Origin of the sequence: Delftia sp. GW456-R20, assembly GCF_001622915.1 — a bacterium.
GTDB classification, from domain to species: Bacteria; Pseudomonadota; Gammaproteobacteria; order Burkholderiales; family Burkholderiaceae_C; genus Comamonas; species Comamonas acidovorans.
Genome location: NZ_LWCN01000004.1, coordinates 1,794,140 through 1,817,257, shown reverse-complemented (window position 1 = coordinate 1,817,257; position 23,118 = coordinate 1,794,140). Strand labels below are relative to the sequence as shown.

Annotated in this window: 22 protein-coding genes and 1 pseudogene; 10 read left to right on the top strand and 13 right to left on the bottom strand. The window is 65.8% G+C overall.

The genetic code is table 11. The features are described from left to right. Nucleotides 1-1,500, top strand: a complete 1,500-nt coding sequence (locus A4F85_RS13430; protein ID WP_063326865.1) for an efflux transporter outer membrane subunit — start codon at nt 1-3, stop codon at nt 1,498-1,500. A 3-nt stretch (nt 1,501-1,503) separates the two neighbouring features. Here A4F85_RS13430 and A4F85_RS13425 read toward each other — a convergent pair whose 3' ends face one another. Next, complete coding sequence (locus A4F85_RS13425; RefSeq protein ID WP_063326864.1) at nt 1,504-1,869, bottom strand: hypothetical protein; 366 nt, start codon at nt 1,867-1,869, stop codon at nt 1,504-1,506. A gap of 92 nt (nt 1,870-1,961) precedes the next feature. On the opposite strand from A4F85_RS13425, the gene A4F85_RS13420 reads away from it, so the two are divergent. Beyond that, nucleotides 1,962-2,648, top strand: coding sequence for an ABC transporter ATP-binding protein (locus A4F85_RS13420; protein ID WP_231890545.1), 687 nt, complete (start codon nt 1,962-1,964; stop codon nt 2,646-2,648). 36 nt (nt 2,649-2,684) lie between these two features. Here the strand turns inward: A4F85_RS13420 and A4F85_RS13415 are convergent, their stop codons facing one another. The 4 genes from A4F85_RS13415 to A4F85_RS13400 are packed head-to-tail and all read right to left on the bottom strand — an operon-like array spanning nt 2,685 to nt 5,388. Continuing rightward, the gene (locus A4F85_RS13415; protein ID WP_063326862.1) at nt 2,685-3,497 is read right to left on the bottom strand and encodes a LytR/AlgR family response regulator transcription factor; all 813 of its coding nucleotides are present in this window, start codon (nt 3,495-3,497) and stop codon (nt 2,685-2,687) included. A 1-nt stretch (nt 3,498) separates the two neighbouring features. After that, a complete protein-coding gene (locus A4F85_RS13410; protein WP_063326861.1) occupies nt 3,499-4,587 on the bottom strand; it encodes a sensor histidine kinase in 1,089 nt (362 codons plus the stop codon). Between the two features lie 29 nt (nt 4,588-4,616). Further along, nucleotides 4,617-4,943, bottom strand: coding sequence for a 2TM domain-containing protein (locus tag A4F85_RS13405; protein WP_063326860.1), 327 nt, complete (start codon nt 4,941-4,943; stop codon nt 4,617-4,619). A 34-nt stretch (nt 4,944-4,977) separates the two neighbouring features. Next, nucleotides 4,978-5,388, bottom strand: coding sequence for a DUF2306 domain-containing protein (locus A4F85_RS13400; protein WP_013803596.1), 411 nt, complete (start codon nt 5,386-5,388; stop codon nt 4,978-4,980). A gap of 322 nt (nt 5,389-5,710) precedes the next feature. Between A4F85_RS13400 and A4F85_RS13395 the strand changes: the two genes are divergently transcribed. Next, a complete protein-coding gene (locus tag A4F85_RS13395; protein ID WP_063326859.1) occupies nt 5,711-7,876 on the top strand; it encodes a TonB-dependent receptor in 2,166 nt (721 codons plus the stop codon). Between the two features lie 18 nt (nt 7,877-7,894). Next, complete coding sequence (locus A4F85_RS13390) at nt 7,895-9,124, top strand: PepSY-associated TM helix domain-containing protein (protein WP_016449690.1); 1,230 nt, start codon at nt 7,895-7,897, stop codon at nt 9,122-9,124. A gap of 330 nt (nt 9,125-9,454) precedes the next feature. Here the strand turns inward: A4F85_RS13390 and A4F85_RS13385 are convergent, their stop codons facing one another. After that, on the bottom strand, nt 9,455-9,733 hold the full coding sequence (locus tag A4F85_RS13385) for a PsiF family protein (protein ID WP_043781210.1): 279 nt from the start codon (nt 9,731-9,733) through the stop codon (nt 9,455-9,457). Between the two features lie 193 nt (nt 9,734-9,926). On the opposite strand from A4F85_RS13385, the gene A4F85_RS13380 reads away from it, so the two are divergent. Further along, complete coding sequence (locus A4F85_RS13380) at nt 9,927-10,754, top strand: undecaprenyl-diphosphate phosphatase (RefSeq protein WP_063326858.1); 828 nt, start codon at nt 9,927-9,929, stop codon at nt 10,752-10,754. Nucleotides 10,755-10,845: 91 nt separating this feature from the next. Here the strand turns inward: A4F85_RS13380 and A4F85_RS13375 are convergent, their stop codons facing one another. The 5 genes from A4F85_RS13375 to A4F85_RS30630 all read right to left on the bottom strand — a co-directional run bounded on the left by A4F85_RS13375 (nt 10,846) and on the right by A4F85_RS30630 (nt 16,735). Continuing rightward, the gene (locus tag A4F85_RS13375; RefSeq protein ID WP_063326857.1) at nt 10,846-11,715 is read right to left on the bottom strand and encodes an alpha/beta fold hydrolase; all 870 of its coding nucleotides are present in this window, start codon (nt 11,713-11,715) and stop codon (nt 10,846-10,848) included. After that, complete coding sequence (locus A4F85_RS13370; protein WP_013803590.1) at nt 11,712-12,770, bottom strand: proteasome-type protease; 1,059 nt, start codon at nt 12,768-12,770, stop codon at nt 11,712-11,714. Before A4F85_RS13370 ends, A4F85_RS13375 begins: the two co-directional genes overlap by 4 nt. 55 nt (nt 12,771-12,825) lie before the next feature. Further along, on the bottom strand, nt 12,826-15,414 hold the full coding sequence (gene mutS / locus A4F85_RS13365; protein ID WP_043824531.1) for a DNA mismatch repair protein MutS: 2,589 nt from the start codon (nt 15,412-15,414) through the stop codon (nt 12,826-12,828). 319 nt (nt 15,415-15,733) lie between these two features. After that, nucleotides 15,734-16,483 carry a hypothetical protein gene (locus tag A4F85_RS13360; protein WP_231890544.1) on the bottom strand — a complete coding sequence of 250 codons (750 nt, stop codon included), beginning with the start codon at nt 16,481-16,483 and terminating at the stop codon, nt 15,734-15,736. Between the two features lie 75 nt (nt 16,484-16,558). After that, nucleotides 16,559-16,735 carry a hypothetical protein gene (locus A4F85_RS30630; protein ID WP_156517023.1) on the bottom strand — a complete coding sequence of 59 codons (177 nt, stop codon included), beginning with the start codon at nt 16,733-16,735 and terminating at the stop codon, nt 16,559-16,561. 72 nt (nt 16,736-16,807) lie between these two features. On the opposite strand from A4F85_RS30630, the gene A4F85_RS13355 reads away from it, so the two are divergent. The 3 genes from A4F85_RS13355 (at nt 16,808) to A4F85_RS30620 (ending at nt 19,269) form a co-directional block, all read left to right on the top strand. After that, the gene (locus tag A4F85_RS13355) at nt 16,808-17,398 is read left to right on the top strand and encodes a helix-turn-helix domain-containing protein (protein ID WP_063326855.1); all 591 of its coding nucleotides are present in this window, start codon (nt 16,808-16,810) and stop codon (nt 17,396-17,398) included. Between the two features lie 285 nt (nt 17,399-17,683). Next, nucleotides 17,684-18,394 carry a hypothetical protein gene (locus A4F85_RS30625; RefSeq protein WP_156517022.1) on the top strand — a complete coding sequence of 237 codons (711 nt, stop codon included), beginning with the start codon at nt 17,684-17,686 and terminating at the stop codon, nt 18,392-18,394. Then, a complete protein-coding gene (locus A4F85_RS30620) occupies nt 18,391-19,269 on the top strand; it encodes a hypothetical protein (RefSeq protein ID WP_012204201.1) in 879 nt (292 codons plus the stop codon). Before A4F85_RS30625 ends, A4F85_RS30620 begins: the two co-directional genes overlap by 4 nt. 6 nt (nt 19,270-19,275) lie before the next feature. On the opposite strand, the pseudogene A4F85_RS29670 reads toward A4F85_RS30620, so the two are convergent. Together A4F85_RS29670 and A4F85_RS13350 are read right to left on the bottom strand one after the other, a co-directional pair. Beyond that, nucleotides 19,276-20,085, bottom strand: a pseudogene (locus A4F85_RS29670) (IS5 family transposase). Between the two features lie 181 nt (nt 20,086-20,266). Next, on the bottom strand, nt 20,267-20,977 hold the full coding sequence (locus A4F85_RS13350; protein WP_063326854.1) for a GntR family transcriptional regulator: 711 nt from the start codon (nt 20,975-20,977) through the stop codon (nt 20,267-20,269). 147 nt (nt 20,978-21,124) lie between these two features. Here A4F85_RS13350 and A4F85_RS13345 point away from each other — a divergent pair, with 147 nt between their 5' ends. Next, entirely contained in the window at nt 21,125-22,111 is a 987-nt protein-coding gene (locus A4F85_RS13345) for a Bug family tripartite tricarboxylate transporter substrate binding protein (RefSeq protein ID WP_063326853.1), read from the top strand. A 15-nt stretch (nt 22,112-22,126) separates the two neighbouring features. Next, complete coding sequence (locus A4F85_RS13340) at nt 22,127-23,080, top strand: SMP-30/gluconolactonase/LRE family protein (RefSeq protein ID WP_063326852.1); 954 nt, start codon at nt 22,127-22,129, stop codon at nt 23,078-23,080. Nucleotides 23,081-23,118 lie beyond the last annotated feature (38 nt).

The following is a 23,118-nucleotide window of genomic DNA, read 5'->3' as shown; positions in this document are numbered from 1 at the left end:
ATGCAGCTGAAGACACTCCAAACCCCGGCGATCTGGCTGGCTGCCGCGCTGCTGGCCGGCTGCTCCACGCAGAGCGCCTACCAGCGCCCCGCACTCGAGGTGCCGGCCCAGTTCAAGGAAGCCACGCCCGAGGCGGCCGAGGCCGGCATCTGGCGGCCCGCAGATCCGTCGCGTGCGCAGGTGCCCGACAACTGGTGGGAGCTGTTCGGCGACGAGCAGCTCAACCGCCTGCAGCAGCAGGCCGCCACCGGCAACCAGAGCATTGCCCAGGCCGCCGCGCGCCTGCGTGCCGCGCAGGCGGCCGTGGCCAGCAGCCAGGCCGGGCTGTTCCCCACGCTGGGCAGCACGGCCGGCGCCACGCGCTCGCGCAGCGGCGGAGCCTCCGGTGCATCAGGTGCATCAGGCACGGGCGGCAACACCGGCAGTAGCGGCAACATCTCGACCAACTACTCGCTGGGCCTGAACGCCAGCTGGGAGCTGGACCTGTGGGGCCGCGTGTCGGGCACGGTCAGCGCCAGCCAGGCCAGCGCCCAGGCCAGCAGCGACGACCTGGCCGCCGCGCGCCTGTCGGCCCAGGCATCGATCACGCAGACCTATTTCTCGCTGCGCGCGGCCGATGCCAGCGTGCGGCTGCTGCAGGAAACGCTGCAGGGCTACGAGCAAAGCCTCAAGCTCACCAACAACCGCTACCGCGCGGGCGTTGCCTCGTCGGCCGACGTGGCCCAGGCCGAGGCGCAGTACAAAAGCACCCAGGCCCAGCTCATCGAGGCACAGACCAGCCGTGCCCAGCTGGAGCACGCCCTGGCCGCGCTGCTGGGCCTGCCGCCGGCCGCCTTCAGCCTGGAGGCCGGCGCCGAGCTGCCGCCGCCGCCCGAGGTGCCGGCCATGCTCTCGTCCCAACTGCTGGAGCAGCGCCCCGACATTGCTGCGGCCGAGCGCCGCGTGGCCGCCGCCAATGCCCAGGTGGGCGTGGCGCGCGCGGCCTTCTTCCCGGCGCTCACGCTGTCGGCCACGGCCGGCTACCGGGGTGCATCGCTGTCCAACCTGGTGAGTGCGCCCAATCTGTTCTGGTCGCTGGGCCCGTCGCTGGCGCTGGCGCTGTTCGACGGCGGCGCGCGCACGGCGGCCGTGGAGTCGGCGCGTGCCTCGCTGGACCTGGCCGCCGCCACCTACCGCCAGACCGTGCTGACGGCGTTGCAGGAGGTGGAGGACAACCTGGTCACCGCATCCGCCCTGGCGCGCGAGCAGCAGGTGCAGATCGAGGCCGTGGCCGCCGCGCAGAAGGCGCTGGATGTCGTCAACAACCAGTACCGCGCGGGCACGGTGGCCTATCTGAATGTGCTCAGCGCCCAGACCACGGTGCTGTCGGCCCGGCGCAGCCTGATCGATGTGCGCAACCGGCGGCTGGCCGCCGTCAACACCTTGCTCAAGAACGTGGCCGGGCGGTGGCAGCCGCTGGGCCCGGCCTCCGTGCAGGGGCCGCAGGCTGTCGCGCGCTGATGCTCAGTCCTGCAGCTCGAAGGCCTGGCGCAACGCTTCGCCGAAGGCCGCGCTGCCGCTGATCGACAGGTTCACCGTGGTACGGCCATCCCCTGCCGCCACGGATTGCAGGCGCGCCGTGGCTGCGTCAAAGCGCCAGCCCAGCGGCTGGCCGCCGTCGTCCTGGGCCTGCAGCTCGTAGTCCCAGTCGCCGCCTTCCTCGATGGGGCCGCGCCGGCCCTTGAAGCGGCGGTGCGCCCAGGCCAGCAATTGCTCCACCTCGGCCGCCAGGGCCGGCACGCGCGTGGCGGGCACGCTGGCCATGGCGTCCCAGCAGCCCGTGCCTTCGTCGTCTTCGCTGTAGTCGAAATCCAGGTAGTCGAGGGTCATGGTGGGGTCCGCCTGCGTGATGGAAAAATGGAAAGCCCGGCATTGTGCCGCGTGCACAATCGCCCGCATCGCAGAACCGGAAAGACATTCAGATGGACACCGCACAGCAATCGATGGCGCCGCCGATGGTGAGCGCGCAGTCCCTGCGCTTCGGGCAGCCGGGCCTGCTGCTGTGGGATGGTGCCTCGCACGACTGGCCCGTGGGCCTGTGCCTGGTGCGCGGCGGCGAGGGCTGCGGCAAGACCAGCCTGCTGCAAATGCTGGCCGGCCAGTTGCCTTTGCAGGGCGGGCGCCTGGCGTATCCGCAGCAGCCGGACCCGTCGCAGCGCCCCGCGCTGTTCTGGCGCGACCCGCGCGCCGAACTGTCCAATGCCGAGCGCGCCCGGCCCGCGCAGGAATGGGTGCAGGCCCAGCGGCAGTTGCACCCGGCCTGGAGCGAGGCGGCATGGCAGGCCCATGCCGACGGCCTGGGCCTGGAGCCCCACCTGCACAAGCCCCTGCTGGCCCTGTCCACGGGCAGCCTGCGCAAGCTGTGGATGGCGGCGGGCTGGGCCAGCGGCGTGCCGCTGCTGCTGATCGACGAGCCGCTGGCCGCGCTGGACCGGGGATCGATCGACCATGTGCAGCGCACGCTGGCCGGGCTGAACCGGGCCGGCCAGCACTCGGCCCCCGTGGCCGGGCACGGGCCGCGCTGCGTGATCGTCGCCCATTGGGACGAGATGCAGGGCGTGGCCTGGGACGACGTGCTGGACCTGCCCGATCAGCCGCCGCTGCGCTGACGGAGCCGGCGTCTACATCGCCACCTACATCGCCACCTACATCGCCTTGAACCGCTGCGCGTAGAGGCGGCTGACGGCCAGTTTTTCCGCTCGCTCGCGCAGCTGCAGCCACAGCCGGCCGGCCTCGTCGCGCTGGGCATTGGCAATGGCCGCCGCACGCACCACCGTGCCGCGGTGCACCTGCCAGAATTCCTCGGCATCCAGCCGGGGCAGCAGCTCCTTGAGCGGCGTGCGCACCAGGTACTCATGCGAGGCCGTGAGCACGCGCACGTACTTGTCGGCCGCCTCGAAGTAGACAACGTCGTGCACGGGCACCATCTGGATCTGCGTGCCCACGCCGGCCTGGATCATCTGCAGCGGCGGCTCGGTGGCGGTGGCGGCGGGGGCCGTGGCACCGGCCAGGTGCCGCAATTGCTCCAGCGCCTGCGCCAGGGCAGCGCCAGCCGGGGCCACCGTGCGCTGGGCCAGCAACTCGCGCAGGCGCTGCACGCTGCGCGCCAGCCGCTCGGGCTGCACGGGCTTGAGCAGGTAGTCCACCGCCTGGGCCTCGAAGGCGTCCATGGCGTACTGGTCATAGGCGGTCACGAAGACCAGGATGGGAAATGGCTGCGCCTCTGGCCAGGCGTCGGCCAGTTCGGCGGCGGCCTCCAGGCCGCTTTGGCCCGGCATACGGATGTCGAAGAACAGCACATCAGGCTGCAGCGCCAGCGCCTGCCGGGCGGCACTCAGGCCGTCGCCCACCATGGCGGCGATCTGCAACTCGGGCCAGGCGCGGGCCAGGGCCTGGCGCAGGTCCTCGGCCAGCAGGGGTTCGTCTTCGGCGATCAGGGCGCGGGGGGCGTGGGTCATTTCAACCGGCGTTGGCAATGGTGATTTTGGCGAGCGTGCCGCCTTCGGGCAGGGCGGCCAGTTCGAAGTGCGCGGCGTCGCCATAGCGGCTGGCCAGGCGCTCGCGCAGCTGGGCCGTGCCGAAGCGGCTGCCGGGCAGGGCGGGCGCTCCGGTGTCCAGGCCCATGCCGTTGTCGGCCACGGTCAGCTCCAGCTGGCCGCCGGCGGTGCGGCGCGCGCGCACGGCGATATGCCCGCCTTCCAGCTTGGGCTCCAGTCCGTGGCGTATGCAGTTTTCCACCAGGGGCTGCAGCAGCAGCGGCGGAACGGGTACCTGGGCCAGGTCCTCGGGCAGGTCCAGCGTGTATTGCAGGCGCGCGCCCATGCGGATGGACATCAGCGCCAGGTAGTCGCGCAGGCGTGCGAACTCTTCGCCCAGCGCATGCTCGGTGCTGCGCGAGCCGCCCAGCGTGGCGCGCAGGTAGGCGATCAGATGGTCCAGCATGGCCTGGGCGCGCTGCGGGTCGCTGGCCACCAGCACGCGCAGGTTGGCCAGGGTGTTGAACAGCATGTGCGGCTCCAGCTGGGCCTGCAGCAGGGTGAGTTTGGCCTCGGCCGCCTGGCGTCGGGCCTGCTCGGCCTGCATCTGCAGGTGGCGCGAGTAGCCCAGCAGGAAGAAGGCCAGCGACATCACCGTGCTGGCGACGATGGTGACGGCCAGCGGTATCCACAGCCGGTGCATCAGGGCCGTGCTGGCGTCGGGATCGGCCCACTTCCTGTACGCCGTGCCGATCAGCGACCCGATCACGAACCCCGTCACGATGCCGGCCACCACCAGCGCGGCGCCGCGCCAGCCGCCGGGCCAGGGAATGTCCTGGCCCCGCGTCAGGCGCCAGCGGCCCAGTTCGATGGTGAGCCAGCTGGTCAGGCCGATCGACAGCGAGTAGATGAGGTTCACGTCCCAGCGGCCGTGGTTGCTCAGGCTGAATGCGGCGGCAATCAGGGCGCAGGCCGAGGTCGTTGCGATGCCGTGGCGCAGCAGCGTGGTCCGTTCCACGATGTGGCCCTGTGCGGCCCGCTGGGATGGGGCGTTGGATGCGAGGTCGGGCATGGAGAGCAATGGTAGTCCCATGGCGTCGTTCAGCGGGCGCGGCCCTGGCGTGACTGCAGCGCCTGCCGCTCACGCTCCACCATGCGCCCGTGCCAGCCGTTGCCCGGCAGGGCCAGCCAGACCACGGCCCCGTGGATGGCCAGCCCCAGGCCCCAGCCCAGGGCCGGGAAGATGGCCCAGTGCCTGCCCTGGGACAGCGACAGCGCCGCCAGCCCGAGGTTGACCAGCACATAGACGCTGGCGTGGATCATCCAGCCCATCTTGGCGCCTGCGCGGCGGCGCGCCATGCGCTCCAGGGCATCGTCGTCGTGGCGGGCAGAGGGATCGCGGCGATCAAGGGTATCGAGGGTGCGCATGGGAAGTTCTCCGTCAGGGGGAAGGAAAGCGGCGTCAGGCCAGGCCCAGCTGCTGCCACAGCAGGTCGCCCAGGTAGCGGCCGGGCAGCAGGGTGAACAGGCCCGCCACGACGCAGGCGCCTATGTAGACGCTGCGCATGATCTTGCGGTGGCCGGCGATGTTGCCGTGGTACAGGTGCCAGAACGAGCGGCCCAGGCCGGCAAAGGTCAGCGGCACCAGCAGGTGGACGGGCGTGTAGCCGGCCCAGTTGGGCAGGCGGTAGTCGCGGATGAAGCAGGCGGACACCGCCGCGCAGACCATGAGCGTGACGAAGGCGTAGCCGGCCGCGCGGTGCAGGCGGGGATGGACGGCGGCCTGGCGGCGTGCCAGCAAGGCGATGGCACCCGTGGCCGTGGCCCCGAGGGCGGCGCTCATGTGGATGGCGATCAGCGGTGTCATTTGCATGGCGGTGTCCTGGCGTGCGGCCCGGATTGGTGGGCCTGTATGGGACAGGACTGTCGCTGCAGGACGCGGGCCGGGCCAGCGCCATGCGACGGACGTGCGCGGGCAGGGTGCCAGATGCATCGGGGCGCCGCGAGCTGCAAGGATCTCCGTGGTCGTTGGAAGATTGCGGCTATGGGGAGTGCGCACAAACTATTGCAAAGGGCCTTTGAATTCAATCACTTGGAGGATTGCTTCGATGCAACAGATTGAGAAAATTCATAGCAGCGCCCTAACGTGGTTGGTAAGCTAACGGATTCTGTAAATCATTCTCAGTATCATCCTCATGCCCTCCATCCGCCCGATTTCCCTGGCCGTTCTCTGCCTGTGCAGCCAGCAGGCCCTGATTGCCCAGACCCGGGGCGGCGACCCCGTGCTAGAGGCCGTGACGGTGGAGGCCAGTGCCGACGCATCGGCCCAGGGCCTGTCCAAGCCCTTCGCAGGCGGCCAGGTGGCCACGGGGGCGCGCAACGGCGTGCTGGGCACGCTGGACTGGAAGAATTCCTCGTTCTCCACCACCAGCTACACGCAGCAGCTGATCGAAGACACCCAGTCCAAGAGCGTGGGCGACGTGCTGCTCAACGACCCGGGCGTGCGCCAGGCGCGCGGCTTCGGCAACTTCCAGGAGCTGTATGTGCTGCGCGGCTTCCCGGTGTACTCGGACGACATCGCCTACAACGGCCTGTACGGCCTGCTGCCGCGCCAGTACATTGCCTCGGAGTTCTTCGAGCGCGTGGAGGTGCTGCGCGGCGCCAATGCCTTCCTCAATGGCGCGGCACCGGGCGGCAGCGGCATTGGCGGCACCATCAGCCTGCTGCCCAAGCGCGCCGGCAACGATGCGCTGACGCGCGTGGGCGCCGGCATACAGACGGGCGGCCAGGCCTTTGTCTCCACCGACATCTCGCGCCGCTTCGGCCCTGACCAGAGCACCGGCATCCGCCTGAACGCAGTGCGCCGCGACGGCGGCACGGGCGTGGATGGCGAAGACCGCTCGCTCACCGCCCTGGGCGTGGGCCTGGACTGGCGCAGCCGCAACGTGCGCCTGTCGGGCGACGTGGGCTACCAGCGCAACAGCTACAACGGCGGCCGCCCCAGCGTGACGCCCGGCAACTTCATCCCGGCCGTGCCCGACAACAAGACCAACTACGGCCAGAACTGGTCGTACTCCACCGAGCGCGACCTGTTCGCCACGCTGCGTGCCGAATGGGACATCAACGACACCACCACGGCCTGGGCCGCAGGCGGCCTGCGCCGCGGCAAGGAAGACAACTCCCTGAGCGGCGTGACCGTTACGAATGCGGCCGGCGACACCACGGGCACGCGCTTCGACAACAAGCGCAAGGACAGCGTGGGCACGGGCGAGGTCGGCATCCGCACGCGCCTGGCCACGGGCAGCGTGGGCCATGAGCTGGTGGCCACGGCCAGCACCTACTCGGCCACCGAGCGCAATGCCTGGGGCATGGGCTTTGGCGTGGTCAACAACATCTACAACCCCTGGAGCAGCGCGCGCCCGGCGATGACGCTGTTCGGCGGCAATCTGGCCGATCCCACGCGTGCCGGTGAAACCCAACTCAACAGCTTCGCCATCGGCGACACGCTGACGATGCTGGACGAGCGCCTGCGCCTGACCGTGGGCGTGCGCCGCCAGAGCATCGAGCAAAGCAGCTACGACTACAACACGGGCGCGCAGACCGACAACTACAAGAAGTCGGCCACCACGCCCATGCTGGGCCTGGTGTTCAAGACCAGCGAGAACACCTCGGTCTACGCCAACTACATCGAAGGCCTGACCAAGGGCGCCGTGGCGCCGCAGACGGCCAACGAACTGCCCGTGTCCAACGGCGGCCAGGTGTTCGCGCCCTACAAGTCGCGCCAGAAGGAAATCGGCTTCAAGTGGCAGGGCCAGCAGCTGGGCGCCACGGTGGCGCTGTACACCACGGACATGCCTTCGGCCTATGTGGCCAACCAGGTCTTCGGCCAGTACGGCAAGCAGCGCAACAGCGGCCTGGAGGCCACGGTCTTCGGCGAGCCCGTCAAGGGCCTGCGCGTGCTGGGCGGCGTGACCTTCAGCGAGGCCAAGATCCGCGAGGCCGCCGATGCCACCACCATCGGCAACTACGCCATCGGCGTGCCCAAGCGCCTGCTCAACCTGGGCGTGGACTGGGATGTGCCCGGCGTCTCGGGCCTGGCCCTCAATGCGCGCGTGATGCACACCTCCAGCCAGTACGCCAACGGCGCCAACACGCTGAAGGTGGCCTCCTGGACGCGCACCGACATCGGCGCGCGTTATCTCATGGACATCGGCAACAACCGCCTGCTGACCCTGCGCGCGCGCATCGACAACCTGTTCGACAAGGGCTACTGGTCGTCCGTGGGCGGCTACCCGGGCGCCAACTACCTGGTGCAGTCCATGCCGCGCACCTTCTCGCTGAGCGCATCGGTGGACTTCTGAGCCGGAGCGATCTGAAGCATGCGCGCGTTGTGGACGGTGGTGCACCGCTGGATAGGCCTGGTGCTGGCCGGTTTCCTCACCATGGCCGGCCTCACCGGGGCCGTGCTGTCCTGGGACCATGAAATCGACGAATGGCTCAACGCCGACATGCTGGAGACCCCGGCACGCGGCCCGCTGAAGACCCCGCTGGAGCTGGCCGCCGCCGTGCAGGCCAGCGAGCCGCGCGCCGAGATCAGCTACATGACCCTGGGCCTGGTCGAGGGCGAAGCCGCCATGTTCATGGTGCGCCCCCGGCCTGACCCGGCCACGGGCCAGGCGCCTGCGCTGGGCTATGACACGGTCTTCGTCGACCCGGTCAGCGGCCACATCACCGGCCAGCGCAACGGGCGCAGCTTTGCGCTCAGCCAGCGCAACCTCATGCCCTGGCTGCGCCACCTGCACGAAAGCCTGCTGGCCCCGCGCTTTTGGGGCACGGACCGCTGGGGCTACTGGTTCATGGGCAGCCTGGCCCTGCTGTGGGTGGCCGACAGCTTTGTCGCGCTGCTGCTGACCTTTCCCGTCAAGCTCAGGAAAAGCGCCCCGCGCCTGACGGCGGCCGTGGGATCGTGGTGGCGCCGCTGGCTGCCCTCGTGGCGCGTGCGCTGGGGCGGCGGCGCCTACAAGCTCAACTTCGACCTGCACCGCGCGGGGGGCCTGTGGGTCTGGGCCGTCATCGTCATCGTGGCCTTCACCTCGTTCTCGCTGAACCTGTACCGCGAAGTCTTCTACCCGGTGATGAGCACCGTCTCCACCACCACGCCCGGCCCCTACGAAACCCTCAAGCCTGCGCCCCAGGGCACGCTCCTCGTGCCCAAGGTCTCGTTCGCCCAGGCCATCGCCATCGCCCAGAGCGAGGCAAAGCGCCTGGGCTTCGCCCAGCCCGCAGGCGGCATCTGGTGGGGCGGCGACTTCCCGTTCTACAACATCTCCTTCTTCGACCCGCACGACGAAACCGGCGCCATGGGCATGGGCCTGTCCAACATCTACGTCAGCTCGGACAACGGCGAAGTCCTGGGCACATACCGCCCCTGGCACGGCACGGCAGCCGACGTCTTCGTCCAGCTGCAGCTGCCCCTGCACAGCGGCCGCATCCTCGGCACCCCCGGCCGCGTGCTCATGTCCTTCGTCGGCGTGCTCGTCGCAGTCCTGTCGATCACCGGCGTCATCATCTGGTGGCGCAAACGCAGGGCTAGGAAGATGACCCCCTGAGCGGCTGCGCCGCTTCCCCCTTCTCGCTTCGCGGAGGGGGACGCAGCCCTCACTGCGGGGCGGCCCTTGCTCGGCTGCCCGCGCTTGAGCCCTGCGAGTTTGAACGGCTGTCGGTAGTGCACGGCTCCATTGATAGCCAAATCAGAAAACTATCCGCCTAAACAGCAAAGCCACCGAAAACGGTGGCTTTTTGCAATGCTTGACGGGCTCAAGGCCATCCCGACTGGCGCGCCCTAAAGCGAGGGACACCGAGGAAGGGCCGCCCCGCACCGAGGGTGTCGTCCCCCTCCGCGAAGCGAGAAGGGGGAAGCGGCGCAGCCGCTCAGGGGGTCAATCCTTCTTCAAGCATTCGCTCATGAACGCCTTGCGCTCATCACCCTTCTTGCCCGTGGCGTCCACGTTGCAGGTCTTCATGCGTTCCTGCTGGCGCTTCTTGCCGTCGGACAGGCAGGACTTCATGAACTCCTTGCGCTCGTCGCCTTTCTTGCCGGTGGCTTCGGTGTTGCAGGTGCCCATCAGCTTTTGCTGGGCCGTGGGAGCCTTGTCCCCTGCGGCCATGCCCATGCTGCAGGCCAGGGAGACAACTGCCAGAACAACGATTTTTTTCATGATGGAATGGTTTTGAAGGCGCGCTGAAGTCCAGCGCACCCACATTGCAGCACAGTGCCGGGCGCGCAGCAACGTCGCGGGCCCGGCGTTGTAAAAGTTTGCGATTGCCGCTGACAGGCGGGCAGGCGGACACCGGCAGGCCATGGCCAGCGCAGATAATGGCCCACTTTTGCATTGCGACAGGACGCTTGCCGTGGACATTCTTTTGCTGGTCAAGGCCGCCATCATGGGCATCGTGGAAGGACTGACGGAGTTCCTTCCCATCTCTTCCACCGGGCACCTCATCCTTGCAGGCTCGCTGCTGGGCTTCGACGATGCCAAGGCCAAGGTCTTCGACATCGCCATCCAGACCGGCGCCATCTTCGCCGTGGTGCTGGTGTACTGGCAGAAGATCCGCTCCACCGTGGTCGACCTGCCCACCAGCCGCCAGGCGCAGCGGCTCACGCTGAACGTCATCATCGGCTTCCTGCCGGCCGTGGTGCTGGCGCTGATCTTCGGCAAGTTCATCAAGGCGCACCTGTTCACGCCCACCGTGGTGGCCACCACCTTCATCCTGGGCGGCTTCGTCATCCTGTGGGCCGAGCGCCGGCCCGCCTCGGCCATGCGCGTGCAGACCGTGGACGAGATGACGCCGCTCGATGCCCTCAAGGTCGGCCTGGTGCAGTGCCTGGCCATGATTCCCGGCACCAGCCGCAGCGGCGCCACCATCATCGGCGGCATGCTGATGGGCCTGTCGCGCAAGGCGGCGACCGACTTTTCGTTCTTCCTGGCCATTCCCACGCTGATCGGGGCCGGCGTCTACAGTCTCTACAAGGAACGCGCCCTGCTGTCGGTGGCCGACATCCCCATGTTCGCCGTGGGCCTGGTGTTCTCCTTCATCAGCGCCTGGCTGTGCGTGCGCTGGCTGCTGCGCTACATCTCCACCAACAGCTTCGTGCCGTTTGCCTGGTACCGCATCGCCTTCGGCATCATCGTGCTGGTCACGGCCTTCACCGGGGTCGTGAGCTGGAGCGAGGTTTGACCCAGGCTTGGGCGAAGGGCCCCAGGCATTCCTCAGGCACCAACGCAGAAGGCCACCGTAAGGTGGCCTTTTCACATTCGGGGTGCCCGGTTCAGGCCTCGGAGCCCAGCAGGTTCAGCAGCGAGGCCTCGATGGCGGCGGCCGTGGCGTGGGGCCGCTCCATGGGGAACAGGTGGCTGCCGTCCAGCATCATCACGCGCCCGCGCGTGATGCGGCGCGTGAGGTCCATGCCCACCTGGCGCATCTCCACCGAGGCACGCCCGCCGATGAAGGCCGCCGGGCAGCGCAGCGGATGGTGGTGCAGCAGCGAGGCCAGGTTGTGCGGCAAGGTGTTGTAGATGGCGGTCTCCACCTCGCGCGTGAAGTGCAGCGTGCGCCGGCCGTCCACATCGGACAGGCCGCCCTGCACATAGTCCTGGAGCACCTGCGGGTGCCATTGCGCAAACACCTTCTTGGCGCGGAAGTAGGCCAGCGCCTCTTCGTCGCTGTCCCAGGCATTGCGGCGGCGGGCGCTGATCTTGCCCGGCGAGACCGAGCCCACCAGCTGCGTGCGCTTGGCCACGCCCACGGCGTTGGCGCGCCAGCCGCTGAGCAGGGGCGAGTCGATCAGCAGCACGCCGCGCGCCAGTTCGGGGTGGCGCGCAGCCGTCATCACGCTCAGGAAACCGCCCAGCGAATGCCCGACCAGAAAGACCGGGCCACCCACGCGCTCGACCTCGGCGCGCGTGAACTCGGCCAGTTGCTCGACCAGGTGCGGCCAGTTGTTGGTGACGGGAAAGCGCGGGTCATGCCCGAAGCGCTCCACGCCCTGCGCCGCGATGCCGCGCTCGGCCAGCAGCGAGAACAGCAGCCGGTAGGTGGGCAGCGCAAAGCTGTTGGCATGCGAGAAGACCACGGGCAGCGTTGCCGACCCCGTGCCCGCATCGCTGTCGGCCCGCAGCGCGGGCCGGGCCGCGTTCACGGCTGGGGCTCCTGGCCGGTTCGGTCCGGAGCATCCGGCATGCCTTGCTGGTGGCCGGAGGGTTGCCCGGCGTCCGGCCGCATGGGCGATGCCGGGCCCGGCTGCAGGGGCGTCATGGGCGAGGTGGCCAGCCCGTCGGCCGTGGAGGTACCCAGGCCGGCACCCGTGCCGCTGTGATAGGGCTGGCGCAGCGCCGCAGGCGGCAGCCGGCCCATGGTGCGCGCGTTGGAGCGCAGGGCGCCGGCCGGCGCGGTGACCTTGGTCAGCGGCTGGGCCTGGCGGCTGTGCACGCGGATGGGCACCGCGGAGTCGCCGCCATCCCAGGCCGGGTCTTCGATGCTGTCGAAGACGTGGCGCAGGCGCTCGCCCCAGCTGTCGTGCAGCATGCGGAAATACGGATTGCTCTCGTCGATGCTGACGATCTTGTCGGAGGCGAAGCGGTCCTTCTCGTACACGATCAGGTCCAGCGGCAGGCCCACCGAGAGGTTGGACTTGAGCGTGCTGTCCATGGACACCAGGGCGCACTTGGCGGCCTCGTCCAGCGGCGTGCGCGGCGTGATCACGCGGTCCAGCACAGGCTTGCCGTACTTGGATTCGCCGATCTGGAAGTAGGGCGTCTCGCTCGTGGCCTCGATGAAGTTGCCTGCCGAGTAGACCTGGAACAGCCGCATGTTCTCGCCCTGGATCTGGCCGCCCAGCACCAGCGAGATATTGAAGTCCACGCCCGAGCGCGACAGTGCCACGCCGTCGCGCTCGAACACATGGCGCACGGCCGCGCCCAGTACGCGGGCCGCGTCGAACATGCTGCGCACGTTCCAGATGGTCAGCATGTCGCCCGTGGCCTCGTCGCGCAGCTGCTGGCTCTCCAGTAGCTCGCGCACCGATTGGGTGATGGACAGGTTGCCGGCCGACAGCAGCACCATGAAACGGTCGCCGGGGTTCTCGTAGACCATGAGCTTGCGGAACGAGCTGATCTGGTCCAGGCCGGCATTGGTGCGCGAGTCGGCCAGGAAAACCAGGCCGGCGTTGAGCTTGATGGCAACGCAATAAGTCATGGGAACATCCGAAACTGCGGGATCGACAAGTTTAGTGGGAGGCGATTGACCGCGTTCAGGCGGCGATCTTCTTGAGCTGGTAGAGGGCCTCCAGCGCCTCGCGCGGGCTCAGCGCGTCGGGGTTGATGGCGGCCAGCGCCTGGGCCAGCGGGTCGTGGCGGCTTTCGGGCTCGGGCATGTCGGGCGCATCGAACAGGTCCACCTGCAGGCGGCCCTCGTCGGCATGGGCCTCCAGTGCCTCCAGCGCATGGCGCGCGTGGTGCAGCACGCCGGCCGGCATGCCCGCCAGCTTGGCCACCTGGATACCGTAGCTGCGGCTGGCCGGGCCGGGCTGGATCTCGTGCAGGAAGACGATGTCCTGGCCCGATTCGGCGGCGCTCACATGCATGTTCACGGCCGCGCGTGCCTTGGCCGGCAGCTCGGTCAGCTCGAAGTAGTGCGTGGCAAACAGCGTGAAGGCGCGCGTCCTGTCGTGCAGCTGGGTGGCGATGCCGCTGGCCAGCGCCAGGCCGTCGAAGGTGCTGGTGCCCCGGCCGATCTCGTCCATCAGCACCAGGCTGTGCGGCGTGGCCGAATGCAGGATCTGCGCGGCCTCGGTCATCTCCATCATGAAGGTGGACTGGGCATTGGCCAGGTCGTCGGCCGCGCCGATGCGCGTGTGGATGGCATCGATGGGCCCCAGCCGGCAGCTGGACGCCGGCACATGCGAGCCCATGCTGGCCAGCAGCACGATCAACGCCACCTGGCGCATATAGGTCGACTTGCCGCCCATGTTGGGGCCGGTGATGACCTGCATGCGCGTGTTGGCGTTCATGCGCGTGTGGTTGGCGATGAAGCTGCCGCTGGAGGTCTCGGCCATGCGGGCTTCCACCACCGGGTGGCGGCCGGCCTCGATCTCGATGCAGGGATGGTTCACGAACTCGGGCGCGCACCAGTTCAGCGTCAGCGAGCGCTCGGCCAGCGTGCACAGCACGTCGATGGCCGCAATGGCGCCGGCCACGCGCGTGAGCGCCGGCACATGGGGCTGCAGCTGGTCCAGCAACTGCTCGTAGAGGAATTTCTCGCGCTGCAGCGCCCGCTCCTGCGCGGACAGGGCCTTGTCCTCGAAGGCCTTGAGCTCGGGCGTGATGTAGCGCTCGGCGTTCTTCAGCGTCTGGCGGCGGCGGTAGCGCTCGGGCACCGCGTCCTTGTAGCTGTTGGTGATCTCTATATAGAAGCCGTGCACCTTGTTGAACTGCACGCGCAGGTTGGGAATGCCGGTCAGCAGCTTTTCCTTGGCCTCCAGCTCCAGCAGGAAGTCGTCGCAGTTGTTCTGGATGGCGCGCAGCTCGTCCAGCTCGGCGTCGTAGCCCGTGGCGAACACGCCGCCGTCGCGCACCAGGGCGGCCGGCTCTTCCATGATGGCGCGCACCAGCAGCTCGGCGCAGCCCTCGGGCGGCTGCAGGTCGGCAAACAGCTGGGTCAGGTGGGCCGAGGGCGTCTGCCCGGCCTGGGCCAGCACGGCCGCCTTGTGCAGCGTGCGGCCCAGTCCCACCAGCTCGCGCGGGCGCACCTGGCGCAGCGCGGTGCGCGCGGTGATGCGCTCCACATCGCTCACGCCCTTGAGCTGCTCGCGCAACTGCTGCCAGGGCGCGGCCATGCCGCCTGCGCTGGCGCCCTGCAGCGCCCGCGTGGCCTCCAGCCGCGCCATGGCCTGCGTGCGGTCGCGGCGCGGCTCCAGCAGCCAGGCCTTGAGCAGGCGGCTGCCCATGCCCGTCATGCAGGTGTCCAGCAGAGAGAACAATGTGGGCGAATCCTCGCCGCGCAGCGTCTTGACCAGCTCCAGGTTGCGGCGCGTGGCCAGCGGCAGCGCAATCAGCTCATCGTCGCGCTGCACCTGCAGAGCGTGGATGTGCGACAGGCTGCGGCCCTGCGTGTGCTCGGCATACGACAGCAGGGCGGCGCTGGCGCCATGGGCCAGCGGCAGGTCCTCGGCCTCCCAGGCCTTGAGGCTGGCAGCGCCCAGCAGCTCCAGCAGCTTGCGCTCGCCCAGGCCGCCATCGAACTGCCAGTCGGGCCGGGGCGACAGCGGGCAGGCAATGGAGCCGCCATGGCGCAGCGCGAACAGGCTCTGCTCGAAACGCTCGGTCACGCCCGCGCTGTAGATCAGCTCGCTGGGCGCAATGCGCGAAATCCAGGCGCCCAGCTCATCGTGGGAGCATTCGGCCAGATGGATGCGCCCCTGCGTCACCGCCATCCAGGCCAGGCCGCAGCGCTGGCGCCCGGCCGTGTGCAGGGACAGCAAGATCGCCTCGCTCTTGTCCGACAGCAGCTCACTGTCGGTCAGCGTGCCTGGCGTCACCACGCGCACCACCTTGCGCTCCACCGGGCCCTTGGCGGCGCCCACCTCGCCCACCTGCTCGCAGATCGCCACCGACTCGCCCAGCTTGATCAGCCGGCCCAGGTAGTTCTCCAGCGCATGGAAGGGCACGCCCGCCATAGGAATCGGCTGCCCCGCCGTCTGCCCGCGCGTGGTCAGCGTGATATCCAGCAGCCTCGCCACCTTCTCCGCATCCCCGAAGAACAGCTCGTAGAAATCCCCCATGCGGTAGAAAACCAGCGTGTCGGGGTAGTTGATCTTGATGCCCAGGTACTGCTGCATCATGGGCGTGTGCGCCGACAGATCAGGGGCCGGAGAGGGCTGTGTGCTTTGCGAAAGGTCGCTCATTGGCTTGGGAATCAACAGGTTGCGGCGGCGCGAAGGCGCCGGGCAAGGCCTGCCTGGATGGCGCGGGGCCGCAGGAAGGCGCAAATGTTCTTGTGTCGTGCTGCCCGCCTCGAGCCGTATCCATCGCGTGGGGCGTGGTGGCGGGCAAAGGTCACATTATTGACTACCCGAGGTTGGACGCCGCGCCAAGGGGGCGAAGATCGCGGCACGCAAATGCGCTGCGCTCAATCTAAGGGACCATTTCCGCCGTATGTCGTCACAGGGCTCCTTCTGGCAACTGCTTGGCTCCTTGGTACAGGGCGTGCTGCGCATCCGCCAGGGTGATCACTTCGTCCCCGGTGAGATAGCTCATCAGAACACTGTTGAGTTTCGCGATGCGTGCGCCATAGCAGCGAATCAGCGAGGCGATCTGAATCTGCTCCGGTTCCGTGATCTGATCTCCCAGCGCTGTCACGGCGTGGGCTGCTGCCTCAATGTCGAACGAGCAAAGAACGAGTAACGCACTGGCCCGGTGGCCGCTTCCAAGCAATGGCGATGCCGCTGTGACTGATGATGCTGTATCTGCCTGGCTGCCGAATGTATTGATACCGTTGCCAGCCTCCTTGGCTGCAGCAAAGCTGGCCAGGAAACGCAGGTCGTCCAAGGAGTTGGGAAGCTCGTTGTAGGCCCCGAACAGCCTGTCTGCGAATTCAAAGGCGTGTTCCAGCAGTCCATGAACAAAGGCAGCTTCACCTGCTGCACTGAGCCGGTTCTCTCGGAATGTGTCGCGAGCGAACTCCAATTCCGAGCTGATGAGGGCGAGCAGTGAAAGCAGATCCACCCGCACCAGCTCATGCGCACTGGTTGCCGGGTAGCAACCGGGAGCAGGAAGTTGGTTGAGCGCTGCAAATGCCCGGCTGAGGTGCGAGCAGGAGTAGCGCTCCTGTGCTCCGTCGTACAGGATGCTTTTCACCGTGTGCTTGAGCACTCCGGCAGCGCACAGGACTGCTTGGTGGGCATCGGCCATGCATTGGGCGTGGCGCTGGGGCTCAGGGCGCGCGTGATTTTTCATCGTGGCGCTGAATGCGTGGCCGCACTCGATTCAGCGCCGCTCGGCGGCGGTGTCGGGTTGACCCAGCACGATGCGGCCCTCGTGCTGGGCGTCGGCCCATGCGCGTTCCAGCTCTTCGCCGATCAGCCCCAGGGGAATGCGTTTGGAGTACATCAGGGGTTCGACCGTGGCCGAGCGGTGGCGGGTGGGGTGCGCTTGAGTGGTCATGTAGTATCTGGCGATAGGTTGTTACAAGGTGTCTGTATTTTTGTTCACATATGTGAACTTGTCAATGCTCAAATGAGTGAATCGTCAACTTTTTTCGAAAGACTCGGGGAAGAGCGCAAGCGCCTAGGCTTGAAGCAGGAGGAGTTCGGCACGCTTATGGGCGTCGGGAAGCACTCCCAGCTCAACTATGAAAAGGGAAGCCGCAAGCCCGATTCCGACTACTTGGCGGCCGCACAGGCCCATGGCGTGGATCTGGTCTACCTGTTCACAGGTTCACGTTCGTTTGATCCGTCCGCGACGGAACACCCAGAACCAGTCGCCACGCTTGCAGCCCGGCTCCAGCAAGAGCGCAAGCGTCTGGAGTTGACCGTGGGCCAACTGGCCACCAAGTCCGGCGTGGACCGCCTGGCCCTGCTGAAATTTGAAGAAGGCGAGTTCGCGCCCGACGCCAAGGCACTGCAGCAGCTGCATGCCGTAGGCGTGGATGTTGGCTATGTGCTGCTGTCGCTGCGCGCAGGCGCGGCGGGCGGCGATGTTGGCGTGGCCGGCGCAGTCAGTGCTGACATTGAGGTGCTGATGCAACATTACGGCAAGGCCACCGCAGAAGGCCAAGCTGCCATAAGAACGGTAGCCTCACTGGCAGCACAGGCAGCTCGCGTGTAAGGGACGAACTCAAGCAGTGCGCCCTGGTGGATGACTCCGCCACGCGATCAAATGATCGCTCGGAGGTAAAGAACGGCCCATCATGGCTAAGAACAAGGAGGAGATCGCAGATGTTTAAGCACCAAGTCCGTTCCCTGGGGGTGGGAGTTCAAGTATGAGCAGCTTCCCTATTCTGAGCGACCATGACTACTTGATTTTGTAGGTGCCATACGCCATCGTGGAGCCAACGAGTCCACACATGTTGCCGAGGTGCGTTATCCGGTGCAGCGTGCAGGAGTGACCAGTGTGGTCAAGCTCATGCGACCCGACGGTATCGGTTTGTGCAATGAAGCGATTGCTTGGCTTTTTCTACGAGCGATTGGCTTGCCAGTGCCTCAGCATGCTGGAATTCTGATCATGACAGAGAAAAAGGCAAAAGCTGTCTTGGGGCGAAGTGCTGTACCGACTGAGTTGGTGTCAGGCGGCTATGTTCTGGCTTGGGCATCGCAGCAGCTTGCGTTTTCCAGTATTCGTGCGCTCTTTTCGGGATGTGAAGGTGATGCGAAGTGGCTGGACGTGTTGCGGACAGATACTGGCGCCGCAATCGCTGCGTTCGATGAGCTATTTCACAATATTGATCGTAATCTGGGTAATGTGCTTTTCCATGGAAAAGGAAGTTGCATTCCAATTGATCATGAGCAGATTTTTGCAGTTCAAAATTGGATAGCAGGAGAAATCCAACAATTGGCTGGAAACGGGGATTCGCTTCGCGCACTAAATAGGGCGCATACGGGGAAGAAATTGTCTACCTCCGATTGGACACGCGTAAGAGATACTATGGTTGCTTGCTCGCAGCATCATAAGGGGGCGCTGGACGTATGCCGCGTTCAAGTTTTGGAGCTATTGACTACCTTGTTTAAAGGAGCTGGGTCAATTTACGCAAATAGGATTCTGTCATTTGTTGATTTGCGTTGTCAAGATAATTGGATGCAGCAGCGAGTTGGAGCTTTGACATGATTAACCTCAGAGCATTGGCAGAGTCCGTGAGCAGTGAGGCTCCAAATTTTGAAGGTAAATGGCATACCATTGATTTTCAGCCTGAGCTGGATGTGCCTCAAACCTTTGTTATTGGAGTTGCACTGTCTGAAAAGGGTCGACTGGTTGATTTCAGAGTTGCTGAAGATGCTTCACGATTAAAGTGCTTTTACGGTAAGCGATTTAGTAATGAGACTTGGGGTTGGTTGCGCAATGAATTATTGGCGGATTTGAAAGCTAATAAAGGCAATGGCATCGCGAAGTATGAGAGTCCAAGTCCGCAGATAAGCTTTGGCATTGGTCACTATGCAAGCGGAACTGACAGGTTGTCGGTGTTGGCACGTACATTTCAGCGCGTGGTTACGGTTATTCCAAATGAGGTAAAGCCAAGAGTCTACGGAATGGCTCAACAGGACTTGAGAAGTCAGATGGCGGGCTTACTAAAGCAGCGGCTAGGTACGCAGTTTGAGGTGATACATCAAGATGAGGATTGCTATCGTGTGGTAGATGGCTCTACGGTACACACATTTGATGTTAACTATGACAATCTCAAGGTCGCTAGCAGCGTAGTATCTGCCAGTTATGTGAATTTGGCTACGGCTCAATTGAATTTGAGCTCGAGCATGAGCGATTTGCTTATGTTTAACAAGCTCCGGCCAAGAGAGCAATTAGGCCTTGCAATACTTGTTCCTTCCAAAAATACGCTGCCTAGTGCCAGTGTCTATGCTTGGGAAAAATGGTGGGAAAATATGTCTTATAAGCTCAAGGAGTCAGAGCTTATGTTATTGGCTGAAGCAGATCAGCCGGAAATTTTGGCGGAAATTATGCAAGATTGGTACGTGAGTGACATTTGCTAAGAGTGGCTAACACCACCGATCCACGAAGCGTGCACAGATGATCGCCGCTGCCAGTTTCAGCAGCGCTTCGTGGATATCCAGTCGTCTTTCAAAGCAGATTCGCAGCTTGCCAAAGCCTGCAAACCATCCATGGGGTCCGCTCCACCACCCAGCGATGCTTACCCAGTCGCTCGCTACTCTCAACGCCTCGCCTGGCAATGCGGCTGGCGATGCCCCGTTGTCTCAAGTGCGCACGGCAACGCTTGTAGTCATAGTCCTTGTCGGCGTGCAACTTCGATGGTCTTTTGCGGGGGCGCCCTCCCAAGCCTGCAATCGCAGAAATCGCGTCCACGCACCTCTCGAACATCTTGGAGACGTGCCGGTTCGCACCGCTGATCAAGATCACCAGCGGGATGCCTCTGGCATTTACATCGATGTGCCGCTTTGAGCCGAGCTTGCCTCTGTCCGTGGGGTTTGGGCCCGTTTCCTGATCCCCCGGGGGCTTGGCACCGAGGAGCCATCAATGCTGGCTCGGCTCCAATCGATCTGGTCATGTTCACGCAAGCGAGTCAGCATTGCCTGGTGCAACTGCTCCCAGACACCAGCGGCATTCCAGTCGCGCAGGCGCCGCCAGCAAGTTATGCCGCTGCGGTACCCAAGGGATTGGGGAAGGTCTTCCCATGGAATGCTTGTTTGCAGCACGAACAGGATGCCGTTGATGGCGGCTTCATCGCTGGCTGCGAGCTTGCGCGCACCGCCTTTGGTAGAAGGCACGAAGGCTGGGATCAGGGGTCGTAGCTGTCGCCACAGCTCTTTGCTTACGGGTCGTCGTGCCATGAGGACAGCGAGCATAACTACTCTGCGAGGGCCTGTGACGAAGTGGTGTTAGCCACTCTTGCGAGATATCGCTCATTGGCCTGGAAATCAACGGGTTGCACAGCTGCACGAAGGCGCTAGGCAAGACTTGCCTGGACGGCACGGAGCAACCACGAAAGCACAGGCGCGCGCGGCCACGCTCCTACCCCGGTCCCGCCACCACCCACTCCTGCGGAAACTCCATCCCATCATCCTTGGCAATCTTCCTGAGGATATGCAGGCAGGCGCTTTGCAGATCCTGCACCACGGCCTGCCGGGCGGCGGGGCCGTCCCTTTGCTCCAGCGCATGGATCAGCCGGATGTGCGGATGTTCGGCCGCGCGGGCGTAGGTGCCACGGTACAGGTAGCGCACGGAGGGGCCGCACTTGAGCCACAGCAGGCCGATGAGGCTGGCCAGCACGGGCTGCTGCGCGGCTTCGATGATGGAGAAGTGGAAGCGCTCGTTGGCGATCAGCGTGGCGTCGTCGTCCACGGCGATGGATTTTTCCAGGTCCTGGTGCAGCCGGGTGAGAGTGTCGATGAAGCCCTGGCCCGGATGGCGGCTGGCGGCGGCTGCGGCGGCGCGGCCTTCCAGTTCGATGCGCAGGGCGATGATTTCCACGTACTGCTCCACGCTGAGCACGGGCACGGTGGCCACGCCGCGGTCGTCCAGGTCCAGGGCGCCTTCGGAGGCCAGGCGCTGTATGGCATCGCGCACGGGCGTGGGGCTGATGCCGAACTCTTCGGCCAGGCTGCGGTAGACGAGGCGCTGCGCGGGTTGCAGCTGGCCTCTCACGATGGCGTCACGGATCTGCAGATAGGTTTTTTCGGCAAGGGTCTGATTGGTTCGGATCTGTGAAAAAACGCTGGACATCGGGCCTCCGCAACTGCTTGGGCGCAATGGTACCTCCCGGGGGATGGTGGGATGGCCGTCACATCCGAGCGTGACTGGTCCACGGGCTAACCCCATGTTTGGTGTTTGATGCATCAAGTACCATGCATCAAAATCCAGGGAGGACACATGCCCGTATCACCATCGAACCGCCGCCAATGGCTTGCCATGGGCACGGCCCTTATCAGCCTTTCTTGCGCGGCGTCCGCTGCATCCACCACCTATCCATCCAAGCCGCTGCGAATCCTGGTGCCCTATGCCGCAGGCGGGGCCTCGGACAACATCGCGCGCCAGATTGCGGCGGCCATCACGGGGCAGACCGGACAGGCCGTGGTGGTGGACAACCGCCCTGGCGGCTCGGGCGTGATCGCCGTGCAGGCCCTGCAGGCCGCACCCGCCGACGGCCATACCTTTGCGGTCTTCGATCCCTCGGTGGCGTCGATGAACCCGTTCCTCTTCAAGAAGCTGGCCTATGACCCGGAGCGTGCGCTGGCGCCGGTATCGGTGCTGGCGCGCAATCCGATCGCGTTGGTGGCCTTGCCTTCGTTTCCCGCAGGCAGTGTTCGGGAGCTGGTGGCCCATGCCAGGTCGCATGGCGACCTGAGCTATGCCTCCACCGGCAATGGCAACGGCACCAACCTCGCCATGGAGATGTTCCTGGCCGGCAGCGCCATCCAGATGGTGCATGTGCCCTACAAGGGCAGCGCCCCGGCCATGCAGGCCCTGCTGGCGGGGCAGGTGCCGGTCTTCATGTCCGACCTGCCCACCGTCGTGCCTTATGCCCGGTCGGGCAAGGTCCGGGTCATCGCCGTCACGGGAGACCGGCGCTCGCCGCATCTGCCCGATGTGCCGACCTTTGCGGAGGCGGGCGCGCGCGGCGTGGAAATCGCCAACCATTTCAGCGCCTTCGTCGCTGGCGGCACGCCGGCCGCCGTGGTGGTGCAGCTCAACGCCGTGCTGCACAAGGCCCTGGCTGATCCCCGGTTGCAGAAGAATTTCTCGGAAATGGCGCTGGAGGTTTCGCCGTCCACCCCGCAGGAGCTGCGCGCCATGGTCAGGGACGACTCCGAGAAATACGGTGCCGTGATCAGGCGCTTGAACCTGAGCATCGATTGATGGAGTGAGGCGCACATGACATACACGCTGCAAAAAACAGAACCCTCGCTCCGGGCACTGGCCGACGGCCTGGAGTTTCCCGAAGGCCCGGTGGCCATGCCCGATGGATCGGTCGTGCTGGTGGAGATCGCCAATGGCTGGCTGACCCGGGTGACGGCCGATGGCACAAGGCGGCAGCTCGTCCACCTGGGCGCAGGCCCGAACGGTGCCGCCATAGGCCCCGGCGGCAAGCTGTTCATCTGCAACAACGGTGGCTTCCAGTGGCACCGCAGTGCGGAGCATGGGCTGCGGCCCATAGGCCAGGCCAACGACTATTCAGGCGGGCGCATAGAGGCCGTGGACCTGGCCTCGGGCCAGGTCGAATGCCTGTACACGCAAAGCGGCAGCGGACCCTTGAAGGGCCCCAACGACCTGGTCTTCGACCGGTATGGCGGGTTCTGGTTCACCGACCACGGCAAGGTGCGCCCGCGCGAGGTGGACCGGGGCGGCGTCTGCTACGCGCTGGCCGATGGCAGCGCCATCCGCGAGGCAGCCTTCCCGCTGTGGTCGCCCAACGGAATCGGTCTTTCTCCCGATGAGAAGACGCTCTATGTGGCGGAGACCTTCACGGGGCGGCTGTGGGCCTTCGATATCGGCGAGCCCGGGCACATCCTGGCCCGGCCCTGGCCCGATTCGCCCAATGGCGGACGGCTGGTCTGCCGCCTGCCGGGCATGCAGAACATCGACTCCCTGGCCGTGGATGCCGAAGGGAACATCTGCCTTGCCACGCTGGGCGAGGGCGGCATCACCGTGGTCTCGCCGGCCGGGCAGGTGCTGCACCGGGTCGAGTTGCCCGATCCCATGACGACCAACATCTGCTTTGGCGGCCCAGACCTGAAGACCGCCTTCGTCACCCTGTCTTCATCGGGGCGGCTGGTAGCGCTGGACTGGCCGTGTCCTGGATTGCCTTTGAATTTCCTGAATAGATAAGTTCCCCCTGGCTTCCCTTTCCGTATCGCTGGCGATTG